The organism is uncultured Planococcus sp. (assembly GCF_947501725.1).
Classification (GTDB): domain Bacteria; phylum Bacillota; class Bacilli; order Bacillales_A; family Planococcaceae; genus Planococcus; species Planococcus donghaensis_C.
Window position 1 is genome coordinate 140,644 of sequence record NZ_CANMXD010000011.1, and the last position, 24,248, is coordinate 164,891.

The 24,248-nt window shown below is 46.2% G+C and carries 23 protein-coding genes; 9 read left to right on the forward strand and 14 right to left on the reverse strand.

Going from position 1 to position 24,248, the window contains the following annotated elements; translation table 11 throughout:
* Positions 1–100: 100 nt before the first annotated feature.
* The 4 genes from Q0785_RS16085 to Q0785_RS16100 all read left to right on the forward strand — a co-directional run bounded on the left by Q0785_RS16085 (position 101) and on the right by Q0785_RS16100 (position 2,896).
* Complete coding sequence (locus tag Q0785_RS16085; protein WP_223641641.1) at positions 101–664, forward strand: HTH-type transcriptional regulator Hpr; 564 nt, start codon at positions 101–103, stop codon at positions 662–664.
* A 100-nt stretch (positions 665–764) separates the two neighbouring features.
* Positions 765–1,310, forward strand: coding sequence for a DUF3267 domain-containing protein (locus Q0785_RS16090; RefSeq protein WP_223641639.1), 546 nt, complete (start codon positions 765–767; stop codon positions 1,308–1,310).
* 61 nt (positions 1,311–1,371) lie between these two features.
* Complete coding sequence (locus Q0785_RS16095) at positions 1,372–1,557, forward strand: hypothetical protein (RefSeq protein ID WP_006828367.1); 186 nt, start codon at positions 1,372–1,374, stop codon at positions 1,555–1,557.
* 442 nt (positions 1,558–1,999) lie between these two features.
* The gene (locus Q0785_RS16100; RefSeq protein ID WP_298832183.1) at positions 2,000–2,896 is read left to right on the forward strand and encodes a peptidylprolyl isomerase; all 897 of its coding nucleotides are present in this window, start codon (positions 2,000–2,002) and stop codon (positions 2,894–2,896) included.
* Positions 2,897–3,035: 139 nt separating this feature from the next.
* Here Q0785_RS16100 and yhaM read toward each other — a convergent pair whose 3' ends face one another.
* The 5 genes from yhaM to Q0785_RS16125 form a co-directional block, all read right to left on the reverse strand.
* Complete coding sequence (gene yhaM, locus Q0785_RS16105; protein ID WP_298832186.1) at positions 3,036–3,974, reverse strand: 3'-5' exoribonuclease YhaM; 939 nt, start codon at positions 3,972–3,974, stop codon at positions 3,036–3,038.
* Entirely contained in the window at positions 3,971–6,811 is a 2,841-nt protein-coding gene (locus Q0785_RS16110) for an AAA family ATPase (protein WP_298832189.1), read from the reverse strand. Before Q0785_RS16110 ends, yhaM begins: the two co-directional genes overlap by 4 nt.
* 4 nt (positions 6,812–6,815) lie before the next feature.
* A complete protein-coding gene (locus tag Q0785_RS16115) occupies positions 6,816–8,033 on the reverse strand; it encodes a DNA repair exonuclease (RefSeq protein ID WP_298832192.1) in 1,218 nt (405 codons plus the stop codon).
* 163 nt (positions 8,034–8,196) lie between these two features.
* A complete protein-coding gene (locus Q0785_RS16120) occupies positions 8,197–9,447 on the reverse strand; it encodes an ABC transporter permease (protein ID WP_298832195.1) in 1,251 nt (416 codons plus the stop codon).
* Entirely contained in the window at positions 9,440–10,339 is a 900-nt protein-coding gene (locus Q0785_RS16125; RefSeq protein WP_298832198.1) for an ABC transporter ATP-binding protein, read from the reverse strand. Before Q0785_RS16125 ends, Q0785_RS16120 begins: the two co-directional genes overlap by 8 nt.
* A 126-nt stretch (positions 10,340–10,465) precedes the next feature.
* Here Q0785_RS16125 and Q0785_RS16130 point away from each other — a divergent pair, with 126 nt between their 5' ends.
* Positions 10,466–10,651: a YhzD family protein gene (locus Q0785_RS16130; RefSeq protein WP_298832203.1), complete on the forward strand. Its 186-nt coding sequence runs from the start codon at positions 10,466–10,468 to the stop codon at positions 10,649–10,651.
* Between the two features lie 96 nt (positions 10,652–10,747).
* Here Q0785_RS16130 and Q0785_RS16135 read toward each other — a convergent pair whose 3' ends face one another.
* The 3 genes from Q0785_RS16135 to Q0785_RS16145 all read right to left on the reverse strand — a co-directional run bounded on the left by Q0785_RS16135 (position 10,748) and on the right by Q0785_RS16145 (position 13,130).
* Complete coding sequence (locus Q0785_RS16135) at positions 10,748–11,527, reverse strand: enoyl-CoA hydratase (protein WP_298832206.1); 780 nt, start codon at positions 11,525–11,527, stop codon at positions 10,748–10,750.
* Positions 11,528–11,617: 90 nt separating this feature from the next.
* Positions 11,618–11,965 carry a YlbF family regulator gene (locus Q0785_RS16140; protein ID WP_298832208.1) on the reverse strand — a complete coding sequence of 116 codons (348 nt, stop codon included), beginning with the start codon at positions 11,963–11,965 and terminating at the stop codon, positions 11,618–11,620.
* Between the two features lie 22 nt (positions 11,966–11,987).
* The gene (locus tag Q0785_RS16145) at positions 11,988–13,130 is read right to left on the reverse strand and encodes a DUF445 family protein (protein WP_298832211.1); all 1,143 of its coding nucleotides are present in this window, start codon (positions 13,128–13,130) and stop codon (positions 11,988–11,990) included.
* Positions 13,131–13,212: 82 nt separating this feature from the next.
* On the opposite strand from Q0785_RS16145, the gene Q0785_RS16150 reads away from it, so the two are divergent.
* A complete protein-coding gene (locus Q0785_RS16150; RefSeq protein WP_298832214.1) occupies positions 13,213–13,416 on the forward strand; it encodes a YheE family protein in 204 nt (67 codons plus the stop codon).
* Positions 13,417–13,525: 109 nt separating this feature from the next.
* On the opposite strand, the gene Q0785_RS16155 is transcribed toward Q0785_RS16150, so the two are convergent.
* Positions 13,526–15,280, reverse strand: a complete 1,755-nt coding sequence (locus tag Q0785_RS16155) for an ABC transporter ATP-binding protein (protein ID WP_298832217.1) — start codon at positions 15,278–15,280, stop codon at positions 13,526–13,528.
* 2 nt (positions 15,281–15,282) lie between these two features.
* Complete coding sequence (locus tag Q0785_RS16160) at positions 15,283–17,019, reverse strand: ABC transporter ATP-binding protein (protein ID WP_298832220.1); 1,737 nt, start codon at positions 17,017–17,019, stop codon at positions 15,283–15,285.
* Positions 17,020–17,494: 475 nt separating this feature from the next.
* Here Q0785_RS16160 and Q0785_RS16165 point away from each other — a divergent pair, with 475 nt between their 5' ends.
* Together Q0785_RS16165 and Q0785_RS16170 are read left to right on the forward strand one after the other, a co-directional pair.
* A complete protein-coding gene (locus Q0785_RS16165; RefSeq protein ID WP_298832222.1) occupies positions 17,495–18,013 on the forward strand; it encodes a universal stress protein in 519 nt (172 codons plus the stop codon).
* 221 nt (positions 18,014–18,234) lie between these two features.
* Positions 18,235–18,627, forward strand: coding sequence for a phosphatase (locus Q0785_RS16170; RefSeq protein WP_298832224.1), 393 nt, complete (start codon positions 18,235–18,237; stop codon positions 18,625–18,627).
* A 214-nt stretch (positions 18,628–18,841) separates the two neighbouring features.
* Here Q0785_RS16170 and kynB read toward each other — a convergent pair whose 3' ends face one another.
* The 3 genes from kynB to chrA are packed head-to-tail and all read right to left on the reverse strand — an operon-like array spanning position 18,842 to position 21,908.
* Complete coding sequence (gene kynB, locus Q0785_RS16175; protein WP_298832226.1) at positions 18,842–19,462, reverse strand: arylformamidase; 621 nt, start codon at positions 19,460–19,462, stop codon at positions 18,842–18,844.
* On the reverse strand, positions 19,463–20,716 hold the full coding sequence (gene kynU, locus Q0785_RS16180; protein ID WP_298832228.1) for a kynureninase: 1,254 nt from the start codon (positions 20,714–20,716) through the stop codon (positions 19,463–19,465).
* Positions 20,717–20,735: 19 nt separating this feature from the next.
* Positions 20,736–21,908, reverse strand: a complete 1,173-nt coding sequence (chrA, locus tag Q0785_RS16185; protein ID WP_298832230.1) for a chromate efflux transporter — start codon at positions 21,906–21,908, stop codon at positions 20,736–20,738.
* A gap of 298 nt (positions 21,909–22,206) precedes the next feature.
* Here chrA and Q0785_RS16190 point away from each other — a divergent pair, with 298 nt between their 5' ends.
* The gene (locus tag Q0785_RS16190) at positions 22,207–23,109 is read left to right on the forward strand and encodes a cation diffusion facilitator family transporter (RefSeq protein WP_298832232.1); all 903 of its coding nucleotides are present in this window, start codon (positions 22,207–22,209) and stop codon (positions 23,107–23,109) included.
* A gap of 50 nt (positions 23,110–23,159) precedes the next feature.
* On the opposite strand, the gene Q0785_RS16195 is transcribed toward Q0785_RS16190, so the two are convergent.
* Positions 23,160–24,215, reverse strand: coding sequence for a mechanosensitive ion channel domain-containing protein (locus Q0785_RS16195; RefSeq protein ID WP_298832234.1), 1,056 nt, complete (start codon positions 24,213–24,215; stop codon positions 23,160–23,162).
* Positions 24,216–24,248: the final 33 nt, after the last annotated feature.

A 24,248-nucleotide genomic window follows, 5' to 3' on the forward strand; every position in this document is an offset into this window, starting at 1 on the left:
TACATATTGCTTTTGTAAATTATTTTACTATTCTTACTTTAATTACGTTTGCTTTACTGCTATAATAAAGAAAATATTTCGGAGGAAAGTTGGTGCTTGTGTGAATGAAAAGGAATATACCATGAAAGAGGCTATGCTGTTTAGCCAGCGCATCGGTCAATTATCGAAAGCTTTGTGGAAAGCGGTGGAAAAAGATTGGCAGTTGTGGATAAAACCTTATGATTTGAATATTAATGAGCATCACATTCTTTGGATCTCGTACCACTTAAAAGGAGCTTCCATCTCAGATGTTGCTAAATTCGGCGTCATGCATGTTTCAACCGCTTTTAATTTCTCAAAAAAACTGGAAGAGCGTGAACTGCTATCTTTTTCGAAACGCGATACGGATAAGCGCAATACCTATGTACAACTGACCGAAAAAGGCGAGAAACTGATGCAGGAAATGATTGAGAATTATCATGAAACTCCGCACGCCGTTATCGACGGCTCTCTTCCATTGCGTGAACTGTATGGAAAGTTCCCTGAATTCATGGATATCATGGCCGTCATCCGAAACATTTACGGAGATGATTTCATGGAGATATTTGAAGCTTCCTTCAAAAATATCGAGAACAGATTCAGTGAAGAAAACCATGTCATTATGCACCAGGAAAGCCAACAATAATCAGTAATTCCCCAAATTTAATTTATGGTTGCATTTCCTTATAAATCATTGTAATGTATGTATCGAATCAAAAATGAATTTATAAATAGGGGATGCACACATGCACTGCTGGAAAACAATTAATGTAAAAAAACAATATGGATTTGACCGGCTTTTCATGATATCAGCGCTTTTCGGAATCGCTGTTTTTATGGCCTCGTACATTGGGCTTGCGATTGCTTATGCCACACCTCTATCCGATCAGTATTTCCTGCTTTTTATCCTGGCTTTGCTGGCCATCTATCCGATCCACAAAATTCTGCATTTTTTGCCGATGATCGGGTGCCACAAGTCCTTGAAGCTCATCATTCGAAAACAATTGAAAGTTTGTCCAGCTATTTTACTTCATATCAATGAACCGGTACCAAAACTACGTTTTCTTTTGTCATTGGCCACACCTTTTCTTTTTTTAAACACAGCCATTGTCACCTTAAGTATACTGATGCCTGCCTTCAGCCATTATTTCGCTATGCTTTTGGCCTATCATTGTGCGCTATGTTTGACGGATATCATCTATCTTCGCAATTTAGCGCGTTCTCCAAAGTATGCATTAATAGAAGAAACAGAGACTGGTTTTGAGATTTTAGTACCTCCAGTAGTCAGCTGATTCCTGCTTTTTCTTCCCGTCTTTGTTATACTAGGAAGTAAAGTCAGAGGGGAGGAAATCCATGATTATCGCATTCATTGTTATGTTCTCCGTGTTTTATCTTTTCCAGATCAACCGGATGACATTGGCATTAGTCACTTCTCGGGAAATCCCGGAAGAAAATCACCAAAAAATATTCCGTACCATTAATATATTGATCACAATACTACTGGTATCGTTGTATGTAGGCGTAGAATTTACACCTTAAATCACTTGCCTCCTGGCAAGTGTATTTTTTTAGGAACTTTGCATACTGCGAATCGTTTATAGTATAGTAATTACTGCAACTATATATGTTGAACTAAAGAATTTTGCTTTTACACAACGCTTCGGACGCTTTGGGCATGGCTCCCGTAAGAAACCAGGCAAAGAGCGCCAGTCTTCTTGCTTCGCCTAGCCCCTGGGCGCGCCGGCGCTAAGAGATGTAGTGAATTCAAAGCGAGTCTCTATGTTTCTACTATATCTATAAAAGATATGGAGCAAATCAGCGGAGACTCCAGCGGGATAGCGAAGTGCCGAAATCCACTCGGGCCAAAAGCCCGAGTTAGTTCGGCGCGAGCCCGCAGGAAAGCGGAGCTGATTTGTGGAATATCACCAGGCGAAGATCTTTAGTTCAACTTATACAGATAGAAAGTAGGGAGCGAAATTCAATGAAAAAGTCCTTTTTAACTATAACCTTGGCAGCATCCGTACTGGCTTTAGCTGCATGCAGCGACAACGGTGAAGGAGAAGTCATCGTTACATCTGAAGTTGGCGATGTCACCAAAGATGAACTTTACCAAGAAATGAAAACGTCAATCGGTGAACAGGCAGTACAGATTCTTATGATTGAGAAAGTGCTTGCTGAAAACTACGAAGTGACGGACGAAGAAGTGAATGCTGAATACGAAAGCAATAAAGAAGAATTGGGCGAAAGCTTTGATCAGTTTCTTGCTCAAAACAATCAAACAGAAGAAAGCTACAAAAAAGTCATCCGTTTGAATATCTTGCAGGAAAAAGCATTGACTGAAGATGTTGAAGTGACGGACGAAGAAATCCAAGCTCAATATGACCGTCAAGGCACTGAGTTGAATGCACGCCATATTCTAGTGGCTGATGAAGAAACTGCCAACTCCCTTAAAAAGGAATTGGATGAAGGCGGCGATTTTGCTGCATTAGCTGAAGAAAACTCAACTGATACAGCATCTGGTGCTGACGGTGGTAACCTTGACTGGTTCGGTCCAGGAGCTATGGTTCCTGAATTCGAAGAAGTCGCTTATGGCCTTGAGGTTGATGAAATCAGTGAGCCTGTAGCCTCTGAATTCGGATTCCATATCATCCAGGTTCTTGAAAAACGCCAGGTGGAAGACCAGCCGGCACTGGAAGATCAAAAAGAAGAAATCCGTTCTGAAATCGCACTTTCAAAAGCAGACCAAGCATCCTTGCTTCCAAAAGTTGCTGAATTGATGAAAGAAGCAAATGTCGAGATCAAAGACGAAGATCTTGAAGGCGCATTGGATGATATCTTAAATCCACAACCTGCTCCTGAAGCCGCTCCTGCTGAATAATAACTGAAGATCTAAAAACCCCCGTTTCCTGCTATAGGAAACGGGGGTTTTTTAAACTTAAAAAACTATGATATTTTCGTTCTTCAGTTATTGTCCAGACTTTAGCGGCAAGGCTACGCGGACGCTTGCACTTTTCTTCTTAAATTTTAGGTTTATAGAATGAACGGTTATCCAATGCAAAGACGCGTTCGGAAAATTCGCCTTCCTTGGTTTTTCCAAGGACGCGATCCATCATCATCATCTTGGCATCGATATTGTCTATATAATGCAGGATTTCCGCTTCTTTGAGCATCGGTTTTTTCGGACTGCCCCATTCTTCCTTGCCGTGATGAGAGAGAATGATATGCTGCAAGAGCATCACTTCTTCCCCTTCAATCTCCAGCTCTTCTGCAGCTTTCGCCACTTCCGTCACCATGATGGAAATATGACCGATTAAATTGCCTTCCACTGTATAGGTTGTAGCAATCGGGCCTGAAAGTTCAATTACTTTGCCGATGTCATGCAGAATAATTCCCGCATACAACAGGTCCTTATTCAAGCCTGGATAGATTTCGACCAATGACTTGCCCAGTTTCAGCATTGAAACGACATGATCCGCTAAGCCGGAAACGTAGTCATGGTGATTGCGGGTCGCTGCCGGATATGTCAGAAATTGCTGCTGGTATTTTTTCAGCATAAAACGGGTAATCCGCTGAATTTGCGGGTTTTCCATTTCAAACAGATACTTCATCACTTCTTCCAGCAATTCTTCTGTTGATTTTTCCGACGATGGCATCAAATCAGCAATCGATTGATTTTCCTCGGGCTTTGCCGGCCGGATGCTTTTTATGCGCAGTTGATTTTTCCCTCGGTAATTGTGGATTTCTCCACCTACACGGACAATCGTTTCCGCTGCGAATATTTTTTCCTGTTCATCTTTTGTATCCCATAATTTCGCTTCAATATCGCCGCTTTTGTCTTGCAGCACCAACGAAATAAATGGGTTCCCCGTAGTTGTGACTCCCTTGACGGACTGCTTGATCAGCAGGAATTCGTCGACGGTCTCGCCAACTGCGCGCTGTGTAATTCCTTTAGTCATGAATGAACGCTCCTTTCGGTATTGGCCACTTTGATGATCTGCGCATTAGGCCAAGCCTGTTGCATGCCTTCGTGGCAAGTGAAATAAATGAACTGATGCTCTTTTTGCAGCTCTGTCACTAAGTTTATCATTTGCTGCAGACGACTGCGATCAAAATGGACAAAAGCATCGTCCATAATAATCGGAAATGGATGGCTGTTCTTCATCGATACGGCTAAAGACAGCCTCAATGCCAGATAAGCCTGCTCTTTTGTCGCCTGGCTGAGTTCAGCAATACGGAAATACGTGCCGTCCTGCCGCTCCGCTTCGAAATACCCATCCATGTTCATCGCCAATCCTTTATAGGCACCAGCGGTCAACCGGTTGAAATAATGCTGTGCATTGTTCAGCACTGCCGGCAGTTTCTTTTCTTTCAACTCATCCATTGTTTGTTTGATCGCTTCCACAACTGCTTTATTGATGGACCATTGCTGCGCCAACTCAGTAAATCCCGCTTTTTTTCCTTCAAATTCCTGCTGCTTTTCTTCGTAGGAAGTATCCGACAACAACAAACGGGTCAATTGCTGTTTATCCGCCTGTTCAGCCAGCAGCTCATTTCGCTCTGCTTTCAGTTTCGCCAACTGGACTTGGCATCTCTCCAAGGCCGCATCTGCATCATCAAGCTGCCAGCCATCCGGGAGTTCATGATCACCGATGGACTCCAATTGTCCATCAACAAGTGCAAGCTCTCTTTCCAGCTGCTGTTTCCGCTCCCATGCATCTGCAACACCATAGAAAGCGGGAACATTTTCCGCTTGAGCATATTCCAGCAAAACCTGCTGTTCCTTTTCAAGCTGCTCCCGGTACACAGTCAAACGACTGATTTCCTGCTCCAGCCCCGCTTGCTTTTCTTTTATTTTCAGCCATTCTTCCTGCTGCTGCTTTCGGTGTGCCAACTCTGAACGCAAAGCCGGCATCAGTTCGCCAGCAGCCAATTCCTTACCGCATGCCGTTTCTGCTTTCTCCAACCATTCCTTCTGCCGCTCTTCGAGTACATGGATTTCATCCTCGATCCGCTTCAGCCGTGAATGGACATGGTGCACCTTACGGATTTTTTCAAATAGTTCCAGAATCATCGTGCGGCTTGTTTCCGGCTGTAGGCCGATCTGCGACAGATACTGACGATAAGCAGCTTGAGCTGAATATCCAGGTTCTTCTGTTGAATAGGTGGTGATTTTCTTTTTAATGGCATCCCGTTGAGCCATCAAATTATCCAGGTGACGGTCAAATTCCGCGACTTTCTTCGTAACGGTTTCATAGTCACTTTCTTTGCCGGCGTACTTCTTCAGAACCGCCTCGTATTCTGCCGACAGCTCTCCAGGTTTCGGCGTTTTAAGAAACAGCCTGACACCTACTCCGATTGCCGTTGCACCCAGTACCATCACTACTGACGAGGTTTGGATGAATCCGTATGCAGCTATGATCACACCCAGTGCGATCATCATATAGTTGATCATAGATCCATTTCCGCTGCTGGCCTGTTGAAATTTTGATGCTGCTTTGGCTTCTGCCAATTCTGCTGAGATGGCTGGCCATTGTTCCGCAGCGAGCCGTTCTTTTCCAGGAGGCTCTCCCGCCAAAAAAGAAGTCAACTCATGCTCTGTTTGAGCCAGCTTATTTTTCTCTTCCTGCAGATTGCGCAGCCGGAAACGCTGGTCCTCTTCTTCCACATCCAAATCCTTCAGCTTGCCAAGCAATTGCTCTTCATTGCTCAAAGAGACATCTACAGCCAATGCCTGCTGTTCTGACAGTCCCAACAATGACACGGTGGTCTCGCAGTCTTCTGACAGTTCCGAATGCTCCTGGCGCTTTTGTTCCAGCTGAATCCGCAGTTGATGCCAATCCGATTCACGGTTCAACAGGTTTTCCAGAATAGAGGCAGGTTCTCCTGCTTCAATGGCAGGCAAGCTGCCTTGCTGGTTCGCCGCGTGCTCCAAATCGGCTTTTGTTTCCGACAGCTTGTCCACCAGGCGATCCATCTGCCTTTTGCCATCCACCGGAAATCGTACAAGTTCCAAAGTTTTAATCTGTTCTGTTAGCTTCTTTTTATCAGCAAGCAATGGAGAGGCCTGCTGCCATTTGCCAAGTTTTTTCAGTTCCTGGTCTATTTCCGCTTCTTCGCCTTCAACAGCTAACAGCCGGTGCTCGATTTCCCGCAGCCGCTCGATAGAAGGGCCATAAAGCTCTGTCCGTTCCCGGTACTCCTTCAGCTCACCTTCGATGCTCCGGAGTTCTTCAGCGAGTCTATTCATTGCCGGTGTACGTCCACCCTTCTTGAATAGCTGCGCCATTTCCTTTTCCAGCTGGCCTTCCAGGCGCGTCACTGCATCGATGCCTGTGGTTCCTGAAGCAAGCAGGGTACGGCTCAATTCTGTTTCACTCAGCCCTTCAAGCCCCTGCAGTTCATGGATGGAAAATGAAAAAACCGCTTCAAACGAGGCGCGGTCATAATTGCGCAGCAATTGCTTGAGCTCCGCTTCTGCTCCCCGCCTGCCATCTTCAAACCAGACCGTGACATCTCCAGCAGATTTTCCTTTTATCCGCTCAATCACCAGTCTCCCATATTGCGGATCGGAAATATGGAGCTGACCCCCGTATTTCCCTCCGTCTTTCGGTTCATAGCGTAATTGCGTCCCATTGCGTGCAGGAAAACCAAATAGAATTTGGATGATGAATTGCTGCATGGTTGTTTTTCCGGCTTCATTGGGTCCATAGAACAATGCCAACTGATCGGTCAGGTCGATTGTCCGATTCTCATGCCTGCCGAAGCCGTAAATGATCAGTTTCTCAATTTTCATCCCGTCACTCTCCTGCCTGCATACTGCGCCGAATTTTTTGTGCGGCTGCTTGTTGAAGATCCCCGACGGATTGATCTGCCAATGGCTCTAAAAAACGACTGCTTTTCGGATGCCTGTATAAATCCTTCAACACCGTTTTCCATTCTTCTGTACTCCACCCTTCGATTGCCTGAACCAGTGTAGCCCCAAGCGGTGACAGCTCTGTTTCACTCTCTGCCTGTTGAAACTGAATCCCTTGGATCCAAATAAAATAATCCAATGCATCCATCGATTCCTGCAATGTTTCCAGCAACTCGCTCTCTGGAATTTCGGCTAACAGCTGAAAACTTTCCCGATCCAGCTCGGTAAACACGATATCCACGATTGCCGTACCCGCTGCTTCCCCCAATAGGCTCAGCTCCTGCCGGCAGGCATCGATCAATTCATTCATATGGAGGAGTCCTTTGACCGGAATGGCCACCTGCTCGAATTGTACGACTGACGTGGGGATGAACTCCAGAGCCGTATCCCTTTTCGATAGCGTTACATCATAAAAGCCTTTTACACCGGATTCCTTGCGGTGGCGTCCTTGAATATTGCCCGGATAAATGATGGATGGCTCCCTGTGAAGTTCCTGGCGTTTATGGATATGGCCAAGCGCCCAATAATCGTAATGTTTGCTGAGCAGCTGCTCTTTTTTGAAAGGCGCGTAAACAGCATGGGTAGAATCCCCCTCGAGGCTGCCATGCAGCATGCCGATCTGATAGCTGTCCGTATCTGTCGCTTGGGGATAATGCTCGACCATCGATTCACTGACATGGCGTTTGCCATAGCTGAATCCCGTGAAGATTACGGAACCGCCTGCAGTTTCCAGGTTAAACTGGGACACCGAATCATCGAATGTATGGACATTCTCCGGGAGATTGAAACGCGTCCAATTGCCGCTCAGATGATCATGGTTGCCATAGCTGATGATCACGGGAATCTTCTGCTCCGCCAGCTGCTGCATCCCCTGTTGAAAACGGGCTTGTGCGCGGATGCTGCGGTCTTCACCGTCATAGATATCTCCGACAATCAAGACGAAATCGGGTTTTTCTTTAAGGGCATGCTGAATAAGCCGATCGAAAGCATCCAAGGTGCTGTCTTTCAGCTTTTTCCACTGCTCTTTCCGCAAACCTTTCATACCGACGAACGGACTTCCCAAATGCAGATCTGCTGTGTGGATAAAACGAATGGATTCCATAATTAACCCCTTTTATTGACCGAATATTTGTTCCTATTTTACCATGAAAATCTCATAAAAAAAACTGTTTGCAAGAAACTTCCTGCAAACAGCGTCCTTATGTTCTGTTTAAATTGAACTGAAGAAACCAGCTCTTACCCAGTGCTTTGAGCACAGCTCTCGATTACTTATTATTCCCTAAACGAATGGCTTTGCGGATGTCCTTCAGCGATTGGGACGAGCCATACATCAGGACACCGCCGCGGTAGACACGGGCACCGAACCAACCGAGGATCCCGATGGTCACCAGCATGATCGCGATGGACAGCAGCGGCTCCCATAATGGCAGATCCAGCATGCCGACACGCAGGAACATCACCAAAGGCGCAAAGAAAGGAATAAAGGAAGCGATGGTCACGTAACCGGCTTCCGGTATCGAAATTCCCGAAAACGCGATAAGTGATCCGAGGATGATCAAAATCATCATCGGCAGCATCAATTGCTGCACATCCTCTGTCCGGCTGACCAATGACCCCAGCAATGCGGCAAGCACCGCATACAGGAAATAGCCCAGCAGGAAAAAGAGGATGGCGAACAGGAATGTGCTGATTTTGACTTCCGAAAAGCCCATGACGCTGAAAAAGCCTTCCGTCAAATCGGTGCCGGCCGTTTTAATTGCGAAATAGCCTGCCAGTCCGAATATCATCATCTGTAATATTCCGAGGGTGCCGATGCCAGCGATTTTTGCGAACATATGCTTAACCGGCGACACGCTGGAGATCAGAATCTCCATAACACGAGAGGATTTTTCTGTTGCCACTTCCATGGCGATCATATTCGGATAGTAGATGACTGCTACATAAATCAGCATGATCAGAACGTAGACAAGTCCTCTTGCCTGACTCAGCTCTTCCTGCGATTTGGAGGATTCCGAAATAGCTTGCCGTTCAAATTCGACCGGCATGAACAATTGGCCCACCTGATTATCGTCCAAACCAAGCTCTTCAGCAGTTAAAGATGTATGTATGGCCTGAACTGCATTTTCAATTTCCATTCCACTGCCCATTTCATTGGCAGATTCCGAGACATAGCGCGCCTGCAATTGGCCATTCTGTGTTAACACCAAATAATCATCGATGGTGCCTTCTGCAATGCTTTCCTGCAATTCTTCTTCCGTCAGAAAGGTGGGTACAGCTTCGATGCCGCTGTCCATCAACTCAAACTGATTCTGCAGTTCAGGGAACAGCTCTGTGGTTTCATCAAGGACATGCAGTATGTTCTCCTCGGATTCTTCGTTATCGAAAAGGGAGATGATATTCGGTATATTCGCCAGAAGGAAAAAAGAGGCGACGACAATCAATGTTGTGATGATAAAGGATTTCGTTCTTGCCTTGGTCATAAATGCCTGTTTGAAGATAATCCAAAAACTATGCATGCTTTTTCCCCACCTTCGCAATGAAAATTTCCTCCAGAGAAGGTTCTTCTATCGCAAAGTGGCGTAAAGTTCCCAACTCCATAGCTTTCTTCAGGAGAATTTGGGCTGTATGTTCATCTGTAATCTGAAACAAAGCGCCCTCTTTTGTTTTAGTGAAATGATCGACACCCTCAATTTCGCTTAAACGACTGAGGTCGGCATTCATATTCAAACGGACTTTCTGCTTGCCGAATGACCGTTTCACTTCCCGGATTGAGCCTCCAACAACCACTTTTCCGCGATCCAAAATGCTCATCTCATCACATAGTTCCTCGACATGATCCATCCGGTGGCTGGAAAAGACGATGGTTGCTCCCTGCTTCTGAAAATCCAGGATGGCTCTTTTCAGCATTTCCACATTGACTGGATCAAGCCCTGAAAAAGGTTCATCCAATATCAACAGTGAAGGTTTATGCAAGAGCGACGCAATCAATTGGATTTTCTGCTGATTGCCTTTCGACAATTCTTCCACTTTTTTCTGGCCATAATGAGGTACTTCAAAGCGCTCCAGCCAGGCAGCCGTTTCACGCTTGGCATCCACCTTCGTCATCTTGCGCAGCTGTGCCAAATAAACCAGCTGTTCTTCAACTTTCATCTTCGGATACAGGCCCCGTTCTTCCGGCAGATAGCCAATATCCGGACTGCTTGCATATGTAATAGGCTTTCCTTTCCAGCGTACTGTTCCGTGCGTGGGATCCAACAGCCCGAGAATCATCCGGAACGTTGTCGTCTTGCCCGCCCCGTTGGCCCCAAGGAAACCGTGCATCCCCCCTTCTTCGATTGACAGCGAGAGATCATCCACCGCTGTAAAGTCACCGAATTTTTTCGTCACCTGTTCTACATGTAAAGCCATTTCCGGTCGCCCCTTCCTTTCTACTTATTACGAAACATCTGACGAAATGTTTCAAAAATTACAGGACTTTTCAAAAGAAACCCTTTATACTTAAAATGAATATCCATTCAGAAAGGATTGATTCACTTGAGAACTTATAAATTGACTGCATTCGAACAAACAGGCAAACAGATAATGGACGAAACATTTACGGCCGAAACAGATGAGGAAGCGCGTGACAAAGGAAAAGTCATCCTGGAAGAAAAAGGGCTGACCAAACAAACCCATCGTCTGGCATCACCTGCTGGAAAACTTCTTCTTTTCCATTCATAGAAACGCAAAAGCATGGCGGGAAATTCCCGCCATGCTTTTTTCTGCTATTCATATAGAAGAGGCATAAAAACCTCCGCTGATCCATGCCTTCATTAATTAACTGCCTTTAAATTCGGGTTTGCGTTTTTCGACGAATGCCTGGATGCCTTCCAGGTGATCCGCTGATTTCCGCATAGCCGACTGTGCTTTCGCTTCCATTTCCAGTACATTCTCCAATTCATCCACTTTCAATTGATGAAGGATATGCTTGGATGCCAATTTGGCATTAAGTGGTGAGGCAATCGCTTCAGCCGCATAGCTTTCAGCTTGTTCAAGGCCCCGCCCTTCGGCTGTCACTTCTTCGATCAGGCCTTTTGCCAGGGCGTCATGCGCTTTTAAAGTCTGCCCTGCCCAAATGAGTTGCTTGGCTTTCGGTACGCCGACGCGTTCTTTCATAAAGAAATGGCCGCCGCCATCAGGCACAAGTCCGATGCCGATAAAGTTCATGGCCAATTTGCTGTTTTCTTCAGCGATCACATGATCACAAGCCAATGCGATACTGAAGCCGAGCCCTGCAGATGCCCCATGGATTACAGCAATTGTAATCTGCGGCAGCGTGTAAAGCGCTTTTGCCAACCGGCTGACATCTTTCATGACCAGCTCGATATCCATTGGATTATCCGGATCCATCATTTCCTTGATGTCACCGCCGGCTGAGAAAGCTCTTCCTTCGCCGCGGATGATCAACACTTGAACCGTACTGTCCTGCAGCAGCGACTCAAAGCAATCCGCCAATTCTTTCATCATCGTGCCATTCATCGCATTCATTGATTTCGGCCGATTCAGAACCAATTGTCCGATACGCCCTTGTTTCGTTAATTCAATCGTCTCATACATAAAAAAAAGACACCCCTTCGTAAAAATGAATTGTCATTCACCTTTACGTATTCGGTGTCTCTCTTTTAAAACCCTTTATTTCTGTAAAAATTACATGCTTTCGTATAGCGACTGTACCGGTTTGATCAAGACACGGTTCACTTCTTCGATCATTTGGCTCAATCCCATTTCGGCTTCAAGCATCGCCAAAATCTTTTCGTTCTGTTGAGCTGCTTGTGCAGTGCTCTGGGCGTTCATCATTTCTTCTTCAGTGATTTCTTCACCTTGTGTCTGTTTTTGCTGAAGAGAGATCTGCAAATCGCGGAAAGTCTTGAACAATTCGTTCGCTTCTTTGTCTGCAGTCACTTGCGCTACAGCCTCTTCCAATTTCTTGAACTCGTCTGTCGCACGGAACGTGCTTTCCAATTTGTTGATGTCGTCGTAAATGTTTACTGCCATTTTCATCAATCTCCTTCTGTAGTCAGTTTAGTACCATGACGAAAATCCCTTGGAAGATTCCGATGAATCCTCCCAGAAAAGCGCCCAGTACGGTAATCATCTTAAATTCTCTCCGTGAAATCCCAAGCACCAGTTCTTCCAGGCGGCTGAGCGGCAGAGAATCGACTTGCTCTTTCACCATACCTTCCATATCAATCTTCAATATGGTTTCTTCCAGTTTATGCTCTCCTTGCTCGAAGACAAAGTCTGTCACAAGTGGAGTAATATTGACACTTGTCCATTCTAACCCTCCAGGCCAAGTCTCTGCAAGTGTTGCGTTCAAACGCGTGGATACTGCTGCTTTTTCACGGACATACTGCTTCACTGCTGCCAATGCCGTGTCAAAATCAAATTCTTTCAGCAATTCATCGACTCTGCGGTCCTGCACCTTTTCCCATTCACTGAACGCCAAAGTTCCAATGAGTTCGAACGTTCTTGGGGAGTTGAGGAATTTGATGATTTCCGGTTGGATGCGGTCGACCAGAGGCTTCGACTCACCAAGCAGCGAATGCAGCATGTGGCCGAAACGCCCGCGCGATTCCAGAAACTCATCCAATAACGACTTGATGGTCTGCCTGCCATGCGGCGACTCGAAATATGTCGTACCTTGATCGATTGCATACTGCACACCTTCAAAAAGCTTTGCCTCAGTTTCCGTTTTCCAGTTTTCGGGCATGAGTTCACGGATGGTCTTGCCCGCAATATAGGCTTGCAGCGAATCTTTCTGAAGTTCGACCAATTCATCCAGCTTTGCCTCGATTTTACGATCCATTCCTGTTTGCCCGGCCGCCTGCAGCCAGTCATTGAATGTTTTCGGCGAATCGAACAAATGCTTATTCAGCTGCCGGTTGATCCATTTCTCTACTTTCACATGCATTTCTTCATTGAAAAAACGCTTTTTGAATGTTTCCGGAGTTAACAGATGCTCAACGACGGTCCTTCCCAACTGCCGGGATAATTCATCGCGCCGTTTCGGGATGAGCCCAGGTGTCAGTGGAACACGCCACTTGCCGATATACTTTGCCTCGTAAGGCCAAAAAAGCATTTTAATCGCTAAATGGTTTGTGACCCCACCAATCAATGCGCCTACTACTGCCATAAAAGCTAAAGTCCATATGATATTCACTTTTGTCACTCATTTCTTTTTCTGCTTTGTGTATTCGGTGAAATCCCCTATAATGGAAAGAGCAAGGTAAGGGGGAATCTGCATGCTTCAGCATTTTAAATTCAAGCCGATGTTCGAAAATCGTCAACTGCCGGGATGGGACATTTCCTTCTTTTATAAAAATGAACGGATTACTGGAGAGTACCATCCCGATGGCAGCATCCAGTGGCGCTCGAAAGCACCGCAGGACGAAGACACCATCAAAACCATGATCCACGAGCTGATGCTCTACCATGTATACGATTAAAGCGCGGGAAAGTTCCTGCGCTTTTTTTCGTCCGCTCTTTCAATTATAGGGAAGGCCAGCTGAATTTAACAGCGATAGCTTCGTGAACTCAAAAAAAGGGAATGCCCCTTTACCCAACAGATTGGGTTTGGGACATTCCTGATTGAATTTTGTACATCTGGAAATAGGTGCCGCCAAGCTTCATCAATTCCTCATGTGAACCGGCTTCAGCAATTTCTCCTTTTTCCAGCACCAGTATGCGGTCTGCATTCTTGATGGTCGACAGACGATGCGCAATGATAAACGTCGTTCTGCCTTTTTTCAATACATCCATGGCATGCTGGATGATTTCCTCCGTCTCCGTATCGATATTCGAAGTTGCTTCATCCAGTATCAATATGGCGGGATCGAATGCCAATGCTCTTGCAAAGGACACCAATTGACGCTGTCCGGAAGAAAGCGTGCTGCCTTTTTCTACGACCGGCTCATCGATTCCTTTCGGCAGATGGTTCAATACCCGCTCGCCGCCCACTGCTGCCAAGGCATCAATGACCATTTGCCTGGTAATCCGCTCATCTCCGAGCGTGACATTCGACTCGATCGTTCCACTGAACAGGTAAGGATCCTGCAGCACGATGCCCATATGCTCCCTTACCGATTGTCTGGGCATGTCATTGACGTTGATGCCGTCGATGGTTATGCCTCCTTCACTGACATCGTAGAAGCGGAATAACAGGTTCATGATGGAACTTTTACCCGAACCGGTATGGCCAACCAATGCCACCGTCTCCCCTTGCTTCGCTTCAAAGCTTATATCCTTCAGCACATATTCCTTCTCTTTATAGGCAAACCAGACTTTTTCAAAGCGGACATTGCCCTGATAACGCGCTATTTTTTTATCCACTACCGGTTCTCCACTTTGATCCAGCAGGCGGAATACCCGTTCGGCAGCCACCAATGCTTGCTCCAGACGACCGAATTGATTGACGATGCCGTTGATCGGGTTGAACAGCCGGATGATGTAGTCGATGAACGCATACAGAACTCCGACCGTCACCACTGTGTTTCCGGACATGGAAGCTCCTCCAAAATACCAGACGAACAGGATGAAGGTCATGGAACGCAATACGCCGACCAGGTTATAGGAAGCCGCTCCTTCAAGCACCAATAATTTCTTTTGGTATTTGTAGTGCTCATCGTTCAGTTCCACGAATTCATCCTTCATCTGGTGTTCCCGGCGGAATGCCTGGATGATCGTCATTCCCTGAATCGACTCATTGATCATTGCATTCATTTCACTGACTTTTTCCCGTACGATGTGATTATAGCGAGCTGCATATTTGCGGTAGATCAACATCCATACATACAGCAGCGGAATCAACACCAATGTCATAGCCGCCATTTTCCAGTCGAGATAAAACAGCGCTATATAAATACCGCCCATATACATGAAGCTCGTTGCAAATTGAGACAACACTGTCACGAACAAATCACGGATCGCTTCTGTGTCGTTGGTGATGCGTGCGACCACTTTTCCCGCCGGCAGATTATCAAAATACCGGATCGGCAAGGTCTGCGTGTGTTCATAAACATCATTGCGCATCTTCCGGATAATCCGGTTGGCCCCTTTCTGCAGGAGAATGGATTGCCAGTAGCGGAAAATCGCGGTGACGATCGCCAATGCAAAGAACAGAGCCAGCAGGTAAGCGATCGGCTCAAAATTCACCGTCCCGTCTGAAACTGCTATATGGTTATCGATGATCTCTTTGGCAATCAGCGGTGCTGCGAGATCCGCAGCCACTGCAATCGCCAGCATCACCAATCCGGAAATCAGGACGCTTTTAAAATTCATTGCATATTGTACTAATCGTTTTCCTGTCCCCATGCCTACACCTCCTCGATTTGCTGTCGGAGGAATTGTTCATTATACCAACCGTTTGCCTTCAGCAAATCATCATGAGTTCCTTCTTCTATAATCTTCCCATCATCCAGCACGACAATCCAATCGGCGTGCTTCACAGCAGACAGCCGGTGCGTTGTGATGATTGTCGTCTTGCCGGACCGTTCTGCCTGGATATTCTCAATGATCCGTGCTTCCGTCTTCGCATCGACTGCTGAAAGTGAGTCATCGAGGATGAGGATTTCCGGATCCTTGATCAATGCACGCGCTATTGAAATCCGCTGTTTCTGGCCGCCTGATAATGCTACGCCTTTTTCACCGACGAGCGTATCCAGGCCACTAGGCAACAACGCCAAATCTTTTTCAAAGTAGGACAGGCGAAGTGCATCGATCAGCTCTTCTTCACTGGCATCCGATTTGCCGAATAGGATATTTTCCCGGATAGTCCGTGAAAACAGAACATGATCCTGCGGCACATAACCGACCCAACTGCGCAATTGGTCTTTCGTCAATTTCTTCAATTCGATTCCATTCATCAGGATGGATCCCTGCCCAGTTGGATACTCCCTCATCAGCTGTTTGACAAAAGTCGATTTCCCACTTCCTGTCTTGCCGACAATACCGAGTGTCTGTCCACTGTTCATCGATAAGTTGATGCCTTGCAGATTGATGGAACTCGACTGTGGATAAGTGAAACTGAAATCCTTGAAGCCGATACGTTCTGGCCGTCCGGTTTTGGCCGGCTCTTTCGGATCAGTGACATCTTCTGGATAATCCAGTGTTTCATTGACACGATCCAGGGAAGCATTTCCGCGCTGCAGGATATTGATCAGTTCCCCGATTGCGAACATCGGCCAGACAATCATGCCGAGATAGACATTGAAGGCTACCAGGTCCCCCAGTGACATGACGCCTTCAGCCACTAGAAATGCACCATAGCCGAGGCCGATCATATAACTGATGGATGTCAGCACTTTGGTCACGGGCGCAAACAATGCATCGATCCGTTCGACCGCCATGTTTTTTTCGTAGACATCATCCGTCATGTCCGCAAATTGCTGTTCTGACGCGCGTTCCTGAACATAGGCGCGGATTACTCGAACGCCTCCGACTGATTCCAGCACGCTATCGTTCATATCGCCGAACGCTTCCTGGGCTTCCATATAGCGGACGTGGATTTTCTTGCCCAGCATTTGAACGATGATGGCCAGAATCGGCAATGGAATCATAGCCAGGAACGTCAATTCCCAGGAAACCAGCATGCCCATGGCAATAATGATGGTTGCCATATACAAGGTGGAATCCACCAGCGTCAAAATACCGAATCCTGCAGTCTCGGAAATCGCCTTCAGATCATTGGTGGCACGTGCCATCAAGTCGCCTGTCCGGTTTTTCTCGTAAAAAGTCGGAGTCATTTTCAGGAAATGCCCCATGAGACTGGAGCGAAGCTGGCGTTCTATGACATATGCCCCTCCGAATAATTGGTACTGCCAGACGAAATTGATCAAATAAGCCAATACTAAGGCTACTGCCAGAACCGCAATGTACTGCCACATCAATTCTGCAGTCAATTGCTCCTGTGCAATGGCATCAATGGCAACGCCGATCAGCCAAGGCGGAATAATCTCTAAAATATTTGCTATAAACAAGAGAACAACGGCTGTAGTATAACGCAGCCAATTTTCTTTAAAAAACCATTTTAATTTCCATAACACGTCAAACATCGTTTACGCCTTCTTTCTTTTTTCCAAATCCGCTAATCGCCTTCCAACGATTCCTTAATCATGATTTTTCCTTTTTGATGCTGCTTCATATTCAACATCTCCCCATTGTTTTTTTATTTAAACAGTCCAAAACTGATCAAACCACACAAAAAAGCGCACGCCTCGTTTATGGGCGTACGCTCATGGAAACAGGACAATTTTACAGACCTGTTCTGAATAGTTCTATTTCCGAAATAAACTTAGGAAAAAATTTCAAGAGGGTCTGACGACAATATTAAATTGATACAAATGTTAACTTTATGTTTTTTCATTATCATACCCTCCATTTCCTTTTATTTGTTAATTCAAGAGTACCAAAGTCTTTTTTGAATTGTCAACATTTTTCGAAAATACTTTCTTTCTAAAATTTAATGGATGTTTCATTCTGGGGGTCGAGGGTAATTTAGAACTAAGAGAATAGGGCGAGGTGAAGGAAATGTATAAAAATATCGCAGTGGCGTATGATGGATCTGATGGGAGTCGGATTGCGTTCGAAAAAGCAGTGGAATTTGTCAAAGCATTGCCGGATGCTAAGCTTTCAGTGATTTACGTCAATGAAGACTATCGTGAAAGCGTTGGCTATATGAATACAGGCAGTGCATCAGCTCCTGTAATATCAGCGAACGTCGATAGTAACTACGCACAGTTTATGCCTCCCGGAATCGGTGATGAGGGCTATGTGCCGCCAAAGGATTATGACAATACAACAGCGGAATACTCAAAGCACATGCACAACTCAATCCAGCAGCAGCTGGACTCCCACAATATTAAAGCGTCGGTTCTTGCACTTGAAGGAAATCCGGCGAAAACCATTTCCGCATTTATCGAAGAACAGAACATCGATCTATTGGTCATCGGCAACAGCGGAAAATCAGGGTTGCAAAAATTCTTCGTAGGATCAGTCAGCAAAAAATTGATAAAGGAATCTTCCAGTTCCATACTCGTAGTCAAATAAAGAATCCGGTCCGGCGGCAAGAGTTACTTGCCGCCGGACCGGATTCTTGAGCATTTAAAGGTCGATATATCACAATTCCATCACAAATTTAATAGTTTATTTCTCCATGAGATGGGTAAAGATTACTAGTAGAAAAAATCAGTTTGTATAAAAGGAAGAAGGGATCACCCATGCCAAGACACACTGTTTATTTTTTATCTTCCCACCAGGATCGGGGTCTGATGGCTGAAATTTGGGCAAATCGGCTGATGCTTCCTGATTGGGAAATTCGTAGCGCCGCATGGACCCAAAGCCCTCAATCTTCTTTCAACGAAATCCCTTTGGAAGTGATGAAAGAAGTGATATTGGATTTGCCGTCTGTTGAGGCACGCACCTATAATCCGGAAGAAGTCGGTGAAGCTGACCTGATCATCGCCTTACATGACGGAGAATTGGAGCATGGAGACATCCCAACGGATTTGCCAAGCCAGAAACTGTTGCGATGGGATATCCGCAATCCGGAACTGCGCAGCAGCGACAGTATCGAACAATGGGCACTCTATCAGGAGATTTGCGATGAGATTGCTATGAACATAAAAAACATGGAGCCTTATTTCCGTGCAGATTACGTATAAAAAACCTTCACCGTAGTTTCCGGTGAAGGTTTTATTTGTGGTTCAGGGGAATATCATATTTTTGCAGTTTCGACGAGCGCTTACGCTTTTCTATGTCCAGACTCCAGCGCCTAGAACCTCGGGGTCTTAAGTCCGTTTGCCTGTGCGGCTGAAGGAACGCCGCTTCGGCAAACTGCCTTAAGCCTGTCGGCTCTAAACAGGCGCTTACGCTTTTCTAGTAAAGTATTGCCCTCACTGGACTTCCTTCTGCGCCTTTGATCTTTAAGGGCAGGGCTGCTAATTGGTAGACTCCTTCTGCCACATCATCCAATACGATGCCTTCCAGAATAAATCGCTGATGGCGGTTCATTGCCTGATGCATCGGTAAGTCTTTGCTGGTTTCGGGATCCACTGACGGCACATCGACTCCAAGAAGCCTCACGCCACTTGCAGCCATCCATTCCGCAATCGACTCTTCAAATACCGGCCACTTTTCAGGAAATGTGCTGCGGTCTGTCCAAGACATAGTTTTCAACAATACGGTCGTGACCCCTTCTTCCAGCGCACCCAAATCCGCTGCACTGACTTTATCAGAGCCGCTGACATCTACAACCTGTGCTTTCGATAAATAGATATCCAGTGGAAGCTCATGGATTTGGATTCCTTGGTCATCGTAATGAAAAGGGGCATCGACATGCGTGCCGATATGGGTGCTGGACTGCAGTTTCCCGACATTGACGGAACCGCTTTGCTCTTTGGTGACGGACAGCTCATAGCTGAACGGCAAATCGCCTGGCCATTCCGGCGTTCCCCCACTCAATTCCATGGAAATATCAATTATTTTTTTAGGTTCCATTCAAGCCACCACATTTCGTTCATTGCTGAAATTTTTATAGGTTTCATTTTTCATGATGCTCTGCAATTTCTCTGCTACTTTCTCTACATCGCTGAACGATGTGTAAAAAGCGATAGGCGCCAGGCGGATGATATTCGGCGCCCGGAAATCCGGAATGATTTTTGCCTCTTTCAATGCTTTACAGATCCGCGCAGCTTCCGGATGGGAAAAGGCGATATGCCCGCCTCTTGCCTCGTCCTCTAAAGGTGTTACATCGACCAATTGAGGAACCCGTTGTCCGACCAATTCTCTTAAGAGACTTGTCAGTTCAAGCGATTTTTGGCGGACCGTATGAATGTCCGCTTCTTCAAACAGCTCCAGGCTGCCGAGAAGAGGGGCCATACTGAAAATATGCGGTGTACCGATCTGGTAGGCGCCTGCTCCTTCTGCTTTCGAAAATTCATGGTCCATATCGAATTGGCGGGTCTTATCAGATCCAAACCAGCCCGCATTGCCAGGCAGCAGGTGATGATGCCGCTCATGCAAATAAAGGCCGCCTGTTCCACCCGGACCGGAATTCATGTATTTATAATGGCACCAGACAGCGAAATCCACTCCGTCTTCGTGCAGGGTATGCGGCATAGCACCAATCGAATGCGCCAAGTCAAAACCTACCAATATACCTTTTTGATGGGCCGCTTCCGTGATTTCACGGATCGGCAATAACTGGCCGCTCCGGTATAGGACCGAGGGCAGCAACAAGACTGCGACGTCATTTGTCAGTTGTTCGATGATATCATCCAGCTCCAGCGTATAGCCATCTCTGCTTTCAATTTTGCGCATCGACTCGGCCGGATCCAATCCGCGCAGACGCAGGTGGCTTTCCACCGCATAGATGTCCGAAGGAAAATTCAAGCTGTCCACGATGATTGCAGAACGCTCGGACGTCGGCTGAAACACGGTCGACAGCATCTGATGGATATTCGATGTAATCGATCCTGTCACCATCACTTCATGCGCTCCAGCTCCGACCAAAGGTGCGACTCGTGCGCTCATCGTTTCCGCTAAAGTGAACCAGGGATGTTCCCCTTCTGTCCACCCATCGATTCCGAATGTCTTCCAGCTATCTATCAAGACCTTCAATTTTTCTTCAGACCGTCTGGACATCAAGCCAAGTGAATTGCCGTCCATGTATACCGTTTCTTTTTCTACAAAAAACTCCTGTTTAAAACCCGCTAACGGGTCTTGTCGATCTCTTTCTTTGCTCGTTGTCATTGCCATCCTCCTTCAGCCTTTAAATCGCATAGGCGACCGCACCCAGAACAGCCGTCACAAGGACGACGATCCAAGGAGCCAGTTTAAAATAGACTAACATTGTAAAGGCGGTTATCGCAATTGCAAAGTCGACAGGCCCGCGAATTCCAGAGGTGAAAACAGGATCGTATAAAGCTGCAAGCAAAATTCCGACAACGCTTGCATTGACCCCCTTCAATGCTGCCTGGACACCGGATTTCGTCCGGATGATGCTCCAAAAAGGCAAAGTTCCGATGATCAGGAGAAATGACGGCAGGAACATCGCGATAACCGCAATCATAACTCCCCATCCGCCGTCCATCAATTGCCCCAAATAAGCGGACAATGTAAAGAGTGGCCCCGGAACGGCCTGAGCGGCGCCATAGCCGGCAATGAAGGCGTCGGGCGTCATCCAATCCGGCACCACTTCGCGCTCCAGCATCGGCAGTACAACATGTCCTCCGCCGAAAACGATTGAGCCGACCCGATAGAAAATATCAAAAATCGCAAACGAAGTGGATTCAATGAACGGCCGGATCAACGGCAAGCCGATCAATAATACAGCAAAAATCGACCACGCTGCAATGCCGGTCTTTTTGCCAAAGCTTAACACCAGTTTTACCGGCTCTGGCGCTTTCTCTTTTCGATAAATAGCATATCCAAGGATACCTGCCAGCACAATAACTCCAATTTGAGCCCAAGTTGTCGGTATCAGCAAAATAATGATTGCCGCTCCCACCGCAATCGCGATTCTTTGTCGGTCAGGCGCTAGACTTTTCCCCATCCCCAACAAAGCATGCGCGACAACTGCGACGGCGACAATTTTCAATCCTTGTATCCATCCGCTGTCAAACGAGCCACTGGTGATGACGAGTGCAAATAACAGCAGCAAGATGACCGATGGCATCGTGAATCCTAACCAGGATAAAAAACCACCAAATATGCCTCCACGCAGCATGCCGATGGAAATTCCCACCTGAGAACTTGCTGGTCCTGGAAGGAATTGGCAAAGGGCAACTAAATCAGCATATGCTTTATCATCCAACCATTTTCTTTTAGTGACATACTCATCCCTGAAATAACCGATATGCGCCGCCGGTCCGCCAAAGGACGTCAGCCCCAATTTCGTCGATGCCTTTAAAATTTCTGCGTAGTTGTTTTTTTTCTTAGCCATAGTCCTCTCCTTCAAGTAAAATAATCTTTCTTTAAGCATAACCGTTTGCTTATATACATGAACATTAAATTTATGTAAAGTTTGTGAATGAAGATGACATAGAACCATTCGGTATTGACAATGCCTAAAAAGACATTGATACTATTTAAAGACGCTTTATTGGCCGGATCCGGCAGAATGATGACAAGCACATTAAAATACAGTCCATTCATCTTACGACAAATAGATACAATCACGAAGCGGCCCTCCTATGAGGGTCGTTTCACTTTGTTCCAGAGACTTGGAGGCGGGAAACTTTATGGACTTGTATACAAATTTACGCAAAGGGGAAAAAGGAGCCTGGATCAGTATCGGGGCTTATGTATTTCTAAGTGCCCTCAAGCTGATCTTCGGCTTTTGGGGCTCTTCCGAAGCATTGAAAGCGGATGGCTTCAATAACCTGACAGATATAATCGCTTCTGTCGCTGTTCTCGTCGGCCTCAGAATTTCCCAGAAACCACCGGACGAAAATCATCATTACGGCCACTTGCGGGCAGAAACCATCGCCTCGCTCTTAGCTTCCTTCATAATGGCAGTCATTGGTTTACAGGTTCTGACCAATGCTATCCGTTCAATTTTTGAACCCGCAGCTGAAGTACCTTCTCTAGTTACGGCATGGGTCGCTTTTTTTTCGGCAGGCGTGATGTATGCAGTTTACCGCTATAACCTAAAACTAAGCAGAGAAATCAAAAGCACAGCCGTCCGTGCAGCAGCCTATGATAACCGTTCCGATGCGCTGGTCAGTATCGGCGCAGGTATCGGCATCATCGGCGCCATCTTCGGTGCGCCGATTCTAGATGTCATCACAGCTTTCATTGTTGGGCTGATCATCATTAAAACTGCTTTGGATATCTTCAAAGAGTCCGTCATCACGTTGACGGATGGCTTTGATGAAGATGAAGTGGAGACGCTGTCTGTTTTGGTCAGAAGAGTGCCAGGGGTCATCATGTTGCGGGACTTTAAAGGCCGAAATCATGGCAATGTCATGTTCATCGATTTAACCGTCAGCGTCGCCCCTAATCTGAACGTGGTGGAAAGCCATTGGATTACAGAAGAAATCGAACGGAAAATCCAGAAAGTCAAACCCCATTGTGTCATTCTGGTCCATATCGAACCGGATTATTCCTTTACTGCTGCACAGGAAGACGAGTTTGACGAATAGTATTTTTAAAACTTAAAAAAGTCCATGGCTTTCACTAGCCATGGACTTTTTTATTGCCTTTCATACATTGTCTGTGCCAGTTTCACTTCATTTTCGATAAAATCTTCCGCAATGGCGTGGCGGATCCGGCTTTCCAGCCTTTCCTTCATTTCCACATCGGTGACTTGAACTTCCACCTGAAAATCGAGTGCCGAGTTCCGAAAATCGATAAACCGGACATCCGGTTCTTTTTCCGGTATTCCTTTCATCAGCTGAGCTGCTTTTACAGCTGCTGCTTTTAAAATCCGCTCGATTCGTTCCGTATCACTGCCATAATCCACACTGACGACAACTCTTGCGTATAACTGGGCACTGGAGCGATTTTTGACGATCTGTTCAATGAAATACTGATTAGGCACCACTAAAGTACCTTCTTTCAAGGTCTCTATAACGGTCGATCTGAGTTTGATTTTAGTGATCCTGCCGATTTTCTTATCGATTTCCACCATTTCCCCGACCTCCATCGGCCGTTCAAACAAAATGATGATACCGGAGACGAAATTGGCGGCAATATTGCGTACGCCAAATCCGATACCGATTCCGAGGACACTGAATACAAATCCGAGAGCCGTCAAATCGAGGCCCACTGTCGTAAAACTTATAGCCAATGCCAGAAACATCACCACATAATACAGTAAGCGGTTGATCGTGTATCCCATGCCGATGTCCACATTAAACTGTTCATAGACGAACGGCATGACGTAGTGATTGAATGCCTTTATGAGACGGCTGGCAAAAGTCACAATCATCACCGCTACGACGATCAGAAGAATGGAAATTTCAACCCCTTCTGTCTCATAAAAAGCCAAAGTCAGCCATTGTTCCCTGGAGAAATAAAACAGGAAGAAAAGGATGCCACCATAAAGGACCAGCCAATTCAGAACATCTTCAATCACTGGATAAATCCGTTCTTTGAAATCTTTGGAGGAAACCAGCTTTCTCAGCAGAAACAGGATCAGGGATTTCCCAAGCAGGATTAAAGCCAGGTAAATAAAGAACATCAGAAATTCGCCTACAGACAAATTCCTTAGAAACTCAACTCCTTCAAACAACTGGTTGTTCTGCATCATTTCCCTCCTTTATCGCTTCCAGTAGCATTG

Excerpts from the sequence above, each read along its gene's own strand:
- Q0785_RS16095 (WP_006828367.1), top strand. The coding sequence starts at position 1,372 with ATGATTATCGCATTCATTGTTATGTTCTCCGTGTTTTATCTTTTCCAG.
- Q0785_RS16120 (WP_298832195.1), bottom strand. The coding sequence starts at position 9,447 with ATGCATAGTTTTTGGATTATCTTCAAACAGGCATTTATGACCAAGGCA.
- yhaM (WP_298832186.1), bottom strand. The coding sequence starts at position 3,974 with ATGACTAAAGGAATTACACAGCGCGCAGTTGGCGAGACCGTCGACGAA.
- Q0785_RS16170 (WP_298832224.1), top strand. The coding sequence starts at position 18,235 with ATGGCTGAAATTTGGGCAAATCGGCTGATGCTTCCTGATTGGGAAATT.
- kynU (WP_298832228.1), bottom strand. The coding sequence starts at position 20,716 with ATGACAACGAGCAAAGAAAGAGATCGACAAGACCCGTTAGCGGGTTTT.
- Q0785_RS16160 (WP_298832220.1), bottom strand. The coding sequence starts at position 17,019 with ATGTTTGACGTGTTATGGAAATTAAAATGGTTTTTTAAAGAAAATTGG.
- chrA (WP_298832230.1), bottom strand. The coding sequence starts at position 21,908 with ATGGCTAAGAAAAAAAACAACTACGCAGAAATTTTAAAGGCATCGACG.
- Q0785_RS16165 (WP_298832222.1), top strand. The coding sequence starts at position 17,495 with ATGTATAAAAATATCGCAGTGGCGTATGATGGATCTGATGGGAGTCGG.
- Q0785_RS16115 (WP_298832192.1), bottom strand. The coding sequence starts at position 8,033 with ATGGAATCCATTCGTTTTATCCACACAGCAGATCTGCATTTGGGAAGT.
- kynB (WP_298832226.1), bottom strand. The coding sequence starts at position 19,462 with ATGGAACCTAAAAAAATAATTGATATTTCCATGGAATTGAGTGGGGGA.
- Q0785_RS16090 (WP_223641639.1), top strand. The coding sequence starts at position 765 with ATGCACTGCTGGAAAACAATTAATGTAAAAAAACAATATGGATTTGAC.
- Q0785_RS16125 (WP_298832198.1), bottom strand. The coding sequence starts at position 10,339 with ATGGCTTTACATGTAGAACAGGTGACGAAAAAATTCGGTGACTTTACA.
- Q0785_RS16155 (WP_298832217.1), bottom strand. The coding sequence starts at position 15,280 with ATGGGGACAGGAAAACGATTAGTACAATATGCAATGAATTTTAAAAGC.
- Q0785_RS16135 (WP_298832206.1), bottom strand. The coding sequence starts at position 11,527 with ATGTATGAGACGATTGAATTAACGAAACAAGGGCGTATCGGACAATTG.
- Q0785_RS16150 (WP_298832214.1), top strand. The coding sequence starts at position 13,213 with ATGCTTCAGCATTTTAAATTCAAGCCGATGTTCGAAAATCGTCAACTG.
- Q0785_RS16195 (WP_298832234.1), bottom strand. The coding sequence starts at position 24,215 with ATGCAGAACAACCAGTTGTTTGAAGGAGTTGAGTTTCTAAGGAATTTG.
- Q0785_RS16190 (WP_298832232.1), top strand. The coding sequence starts at position 22,207 with ATGGACTTGTATACAAATTTACGCAAAGGGGAAAAAGGAGCCTGGATC.
- Q0785_RS16110 (WP_298832189.1), bottom strand. The coding sequence starts at position 6,811 with ATGAAAATTGAGAAACTGATCATTTACGGCTTCGGCAGGCATGAGAAT.
- Q0785_RS16140 (WP_298832208.1), bottom strand. The coding sequence starts at position 11,965 with ATGGCAGTAAACATTTACGACGACATCAACAAATTGGAAAGCACGTTC.
- Q0785_RS16100 (WP_298832183.1), top strand. The coding sequence starts at position 2,000 with ATGAAAAAGTCCTTTTTAACTATAACCTTGGCAGCATCCGTACTGGCT.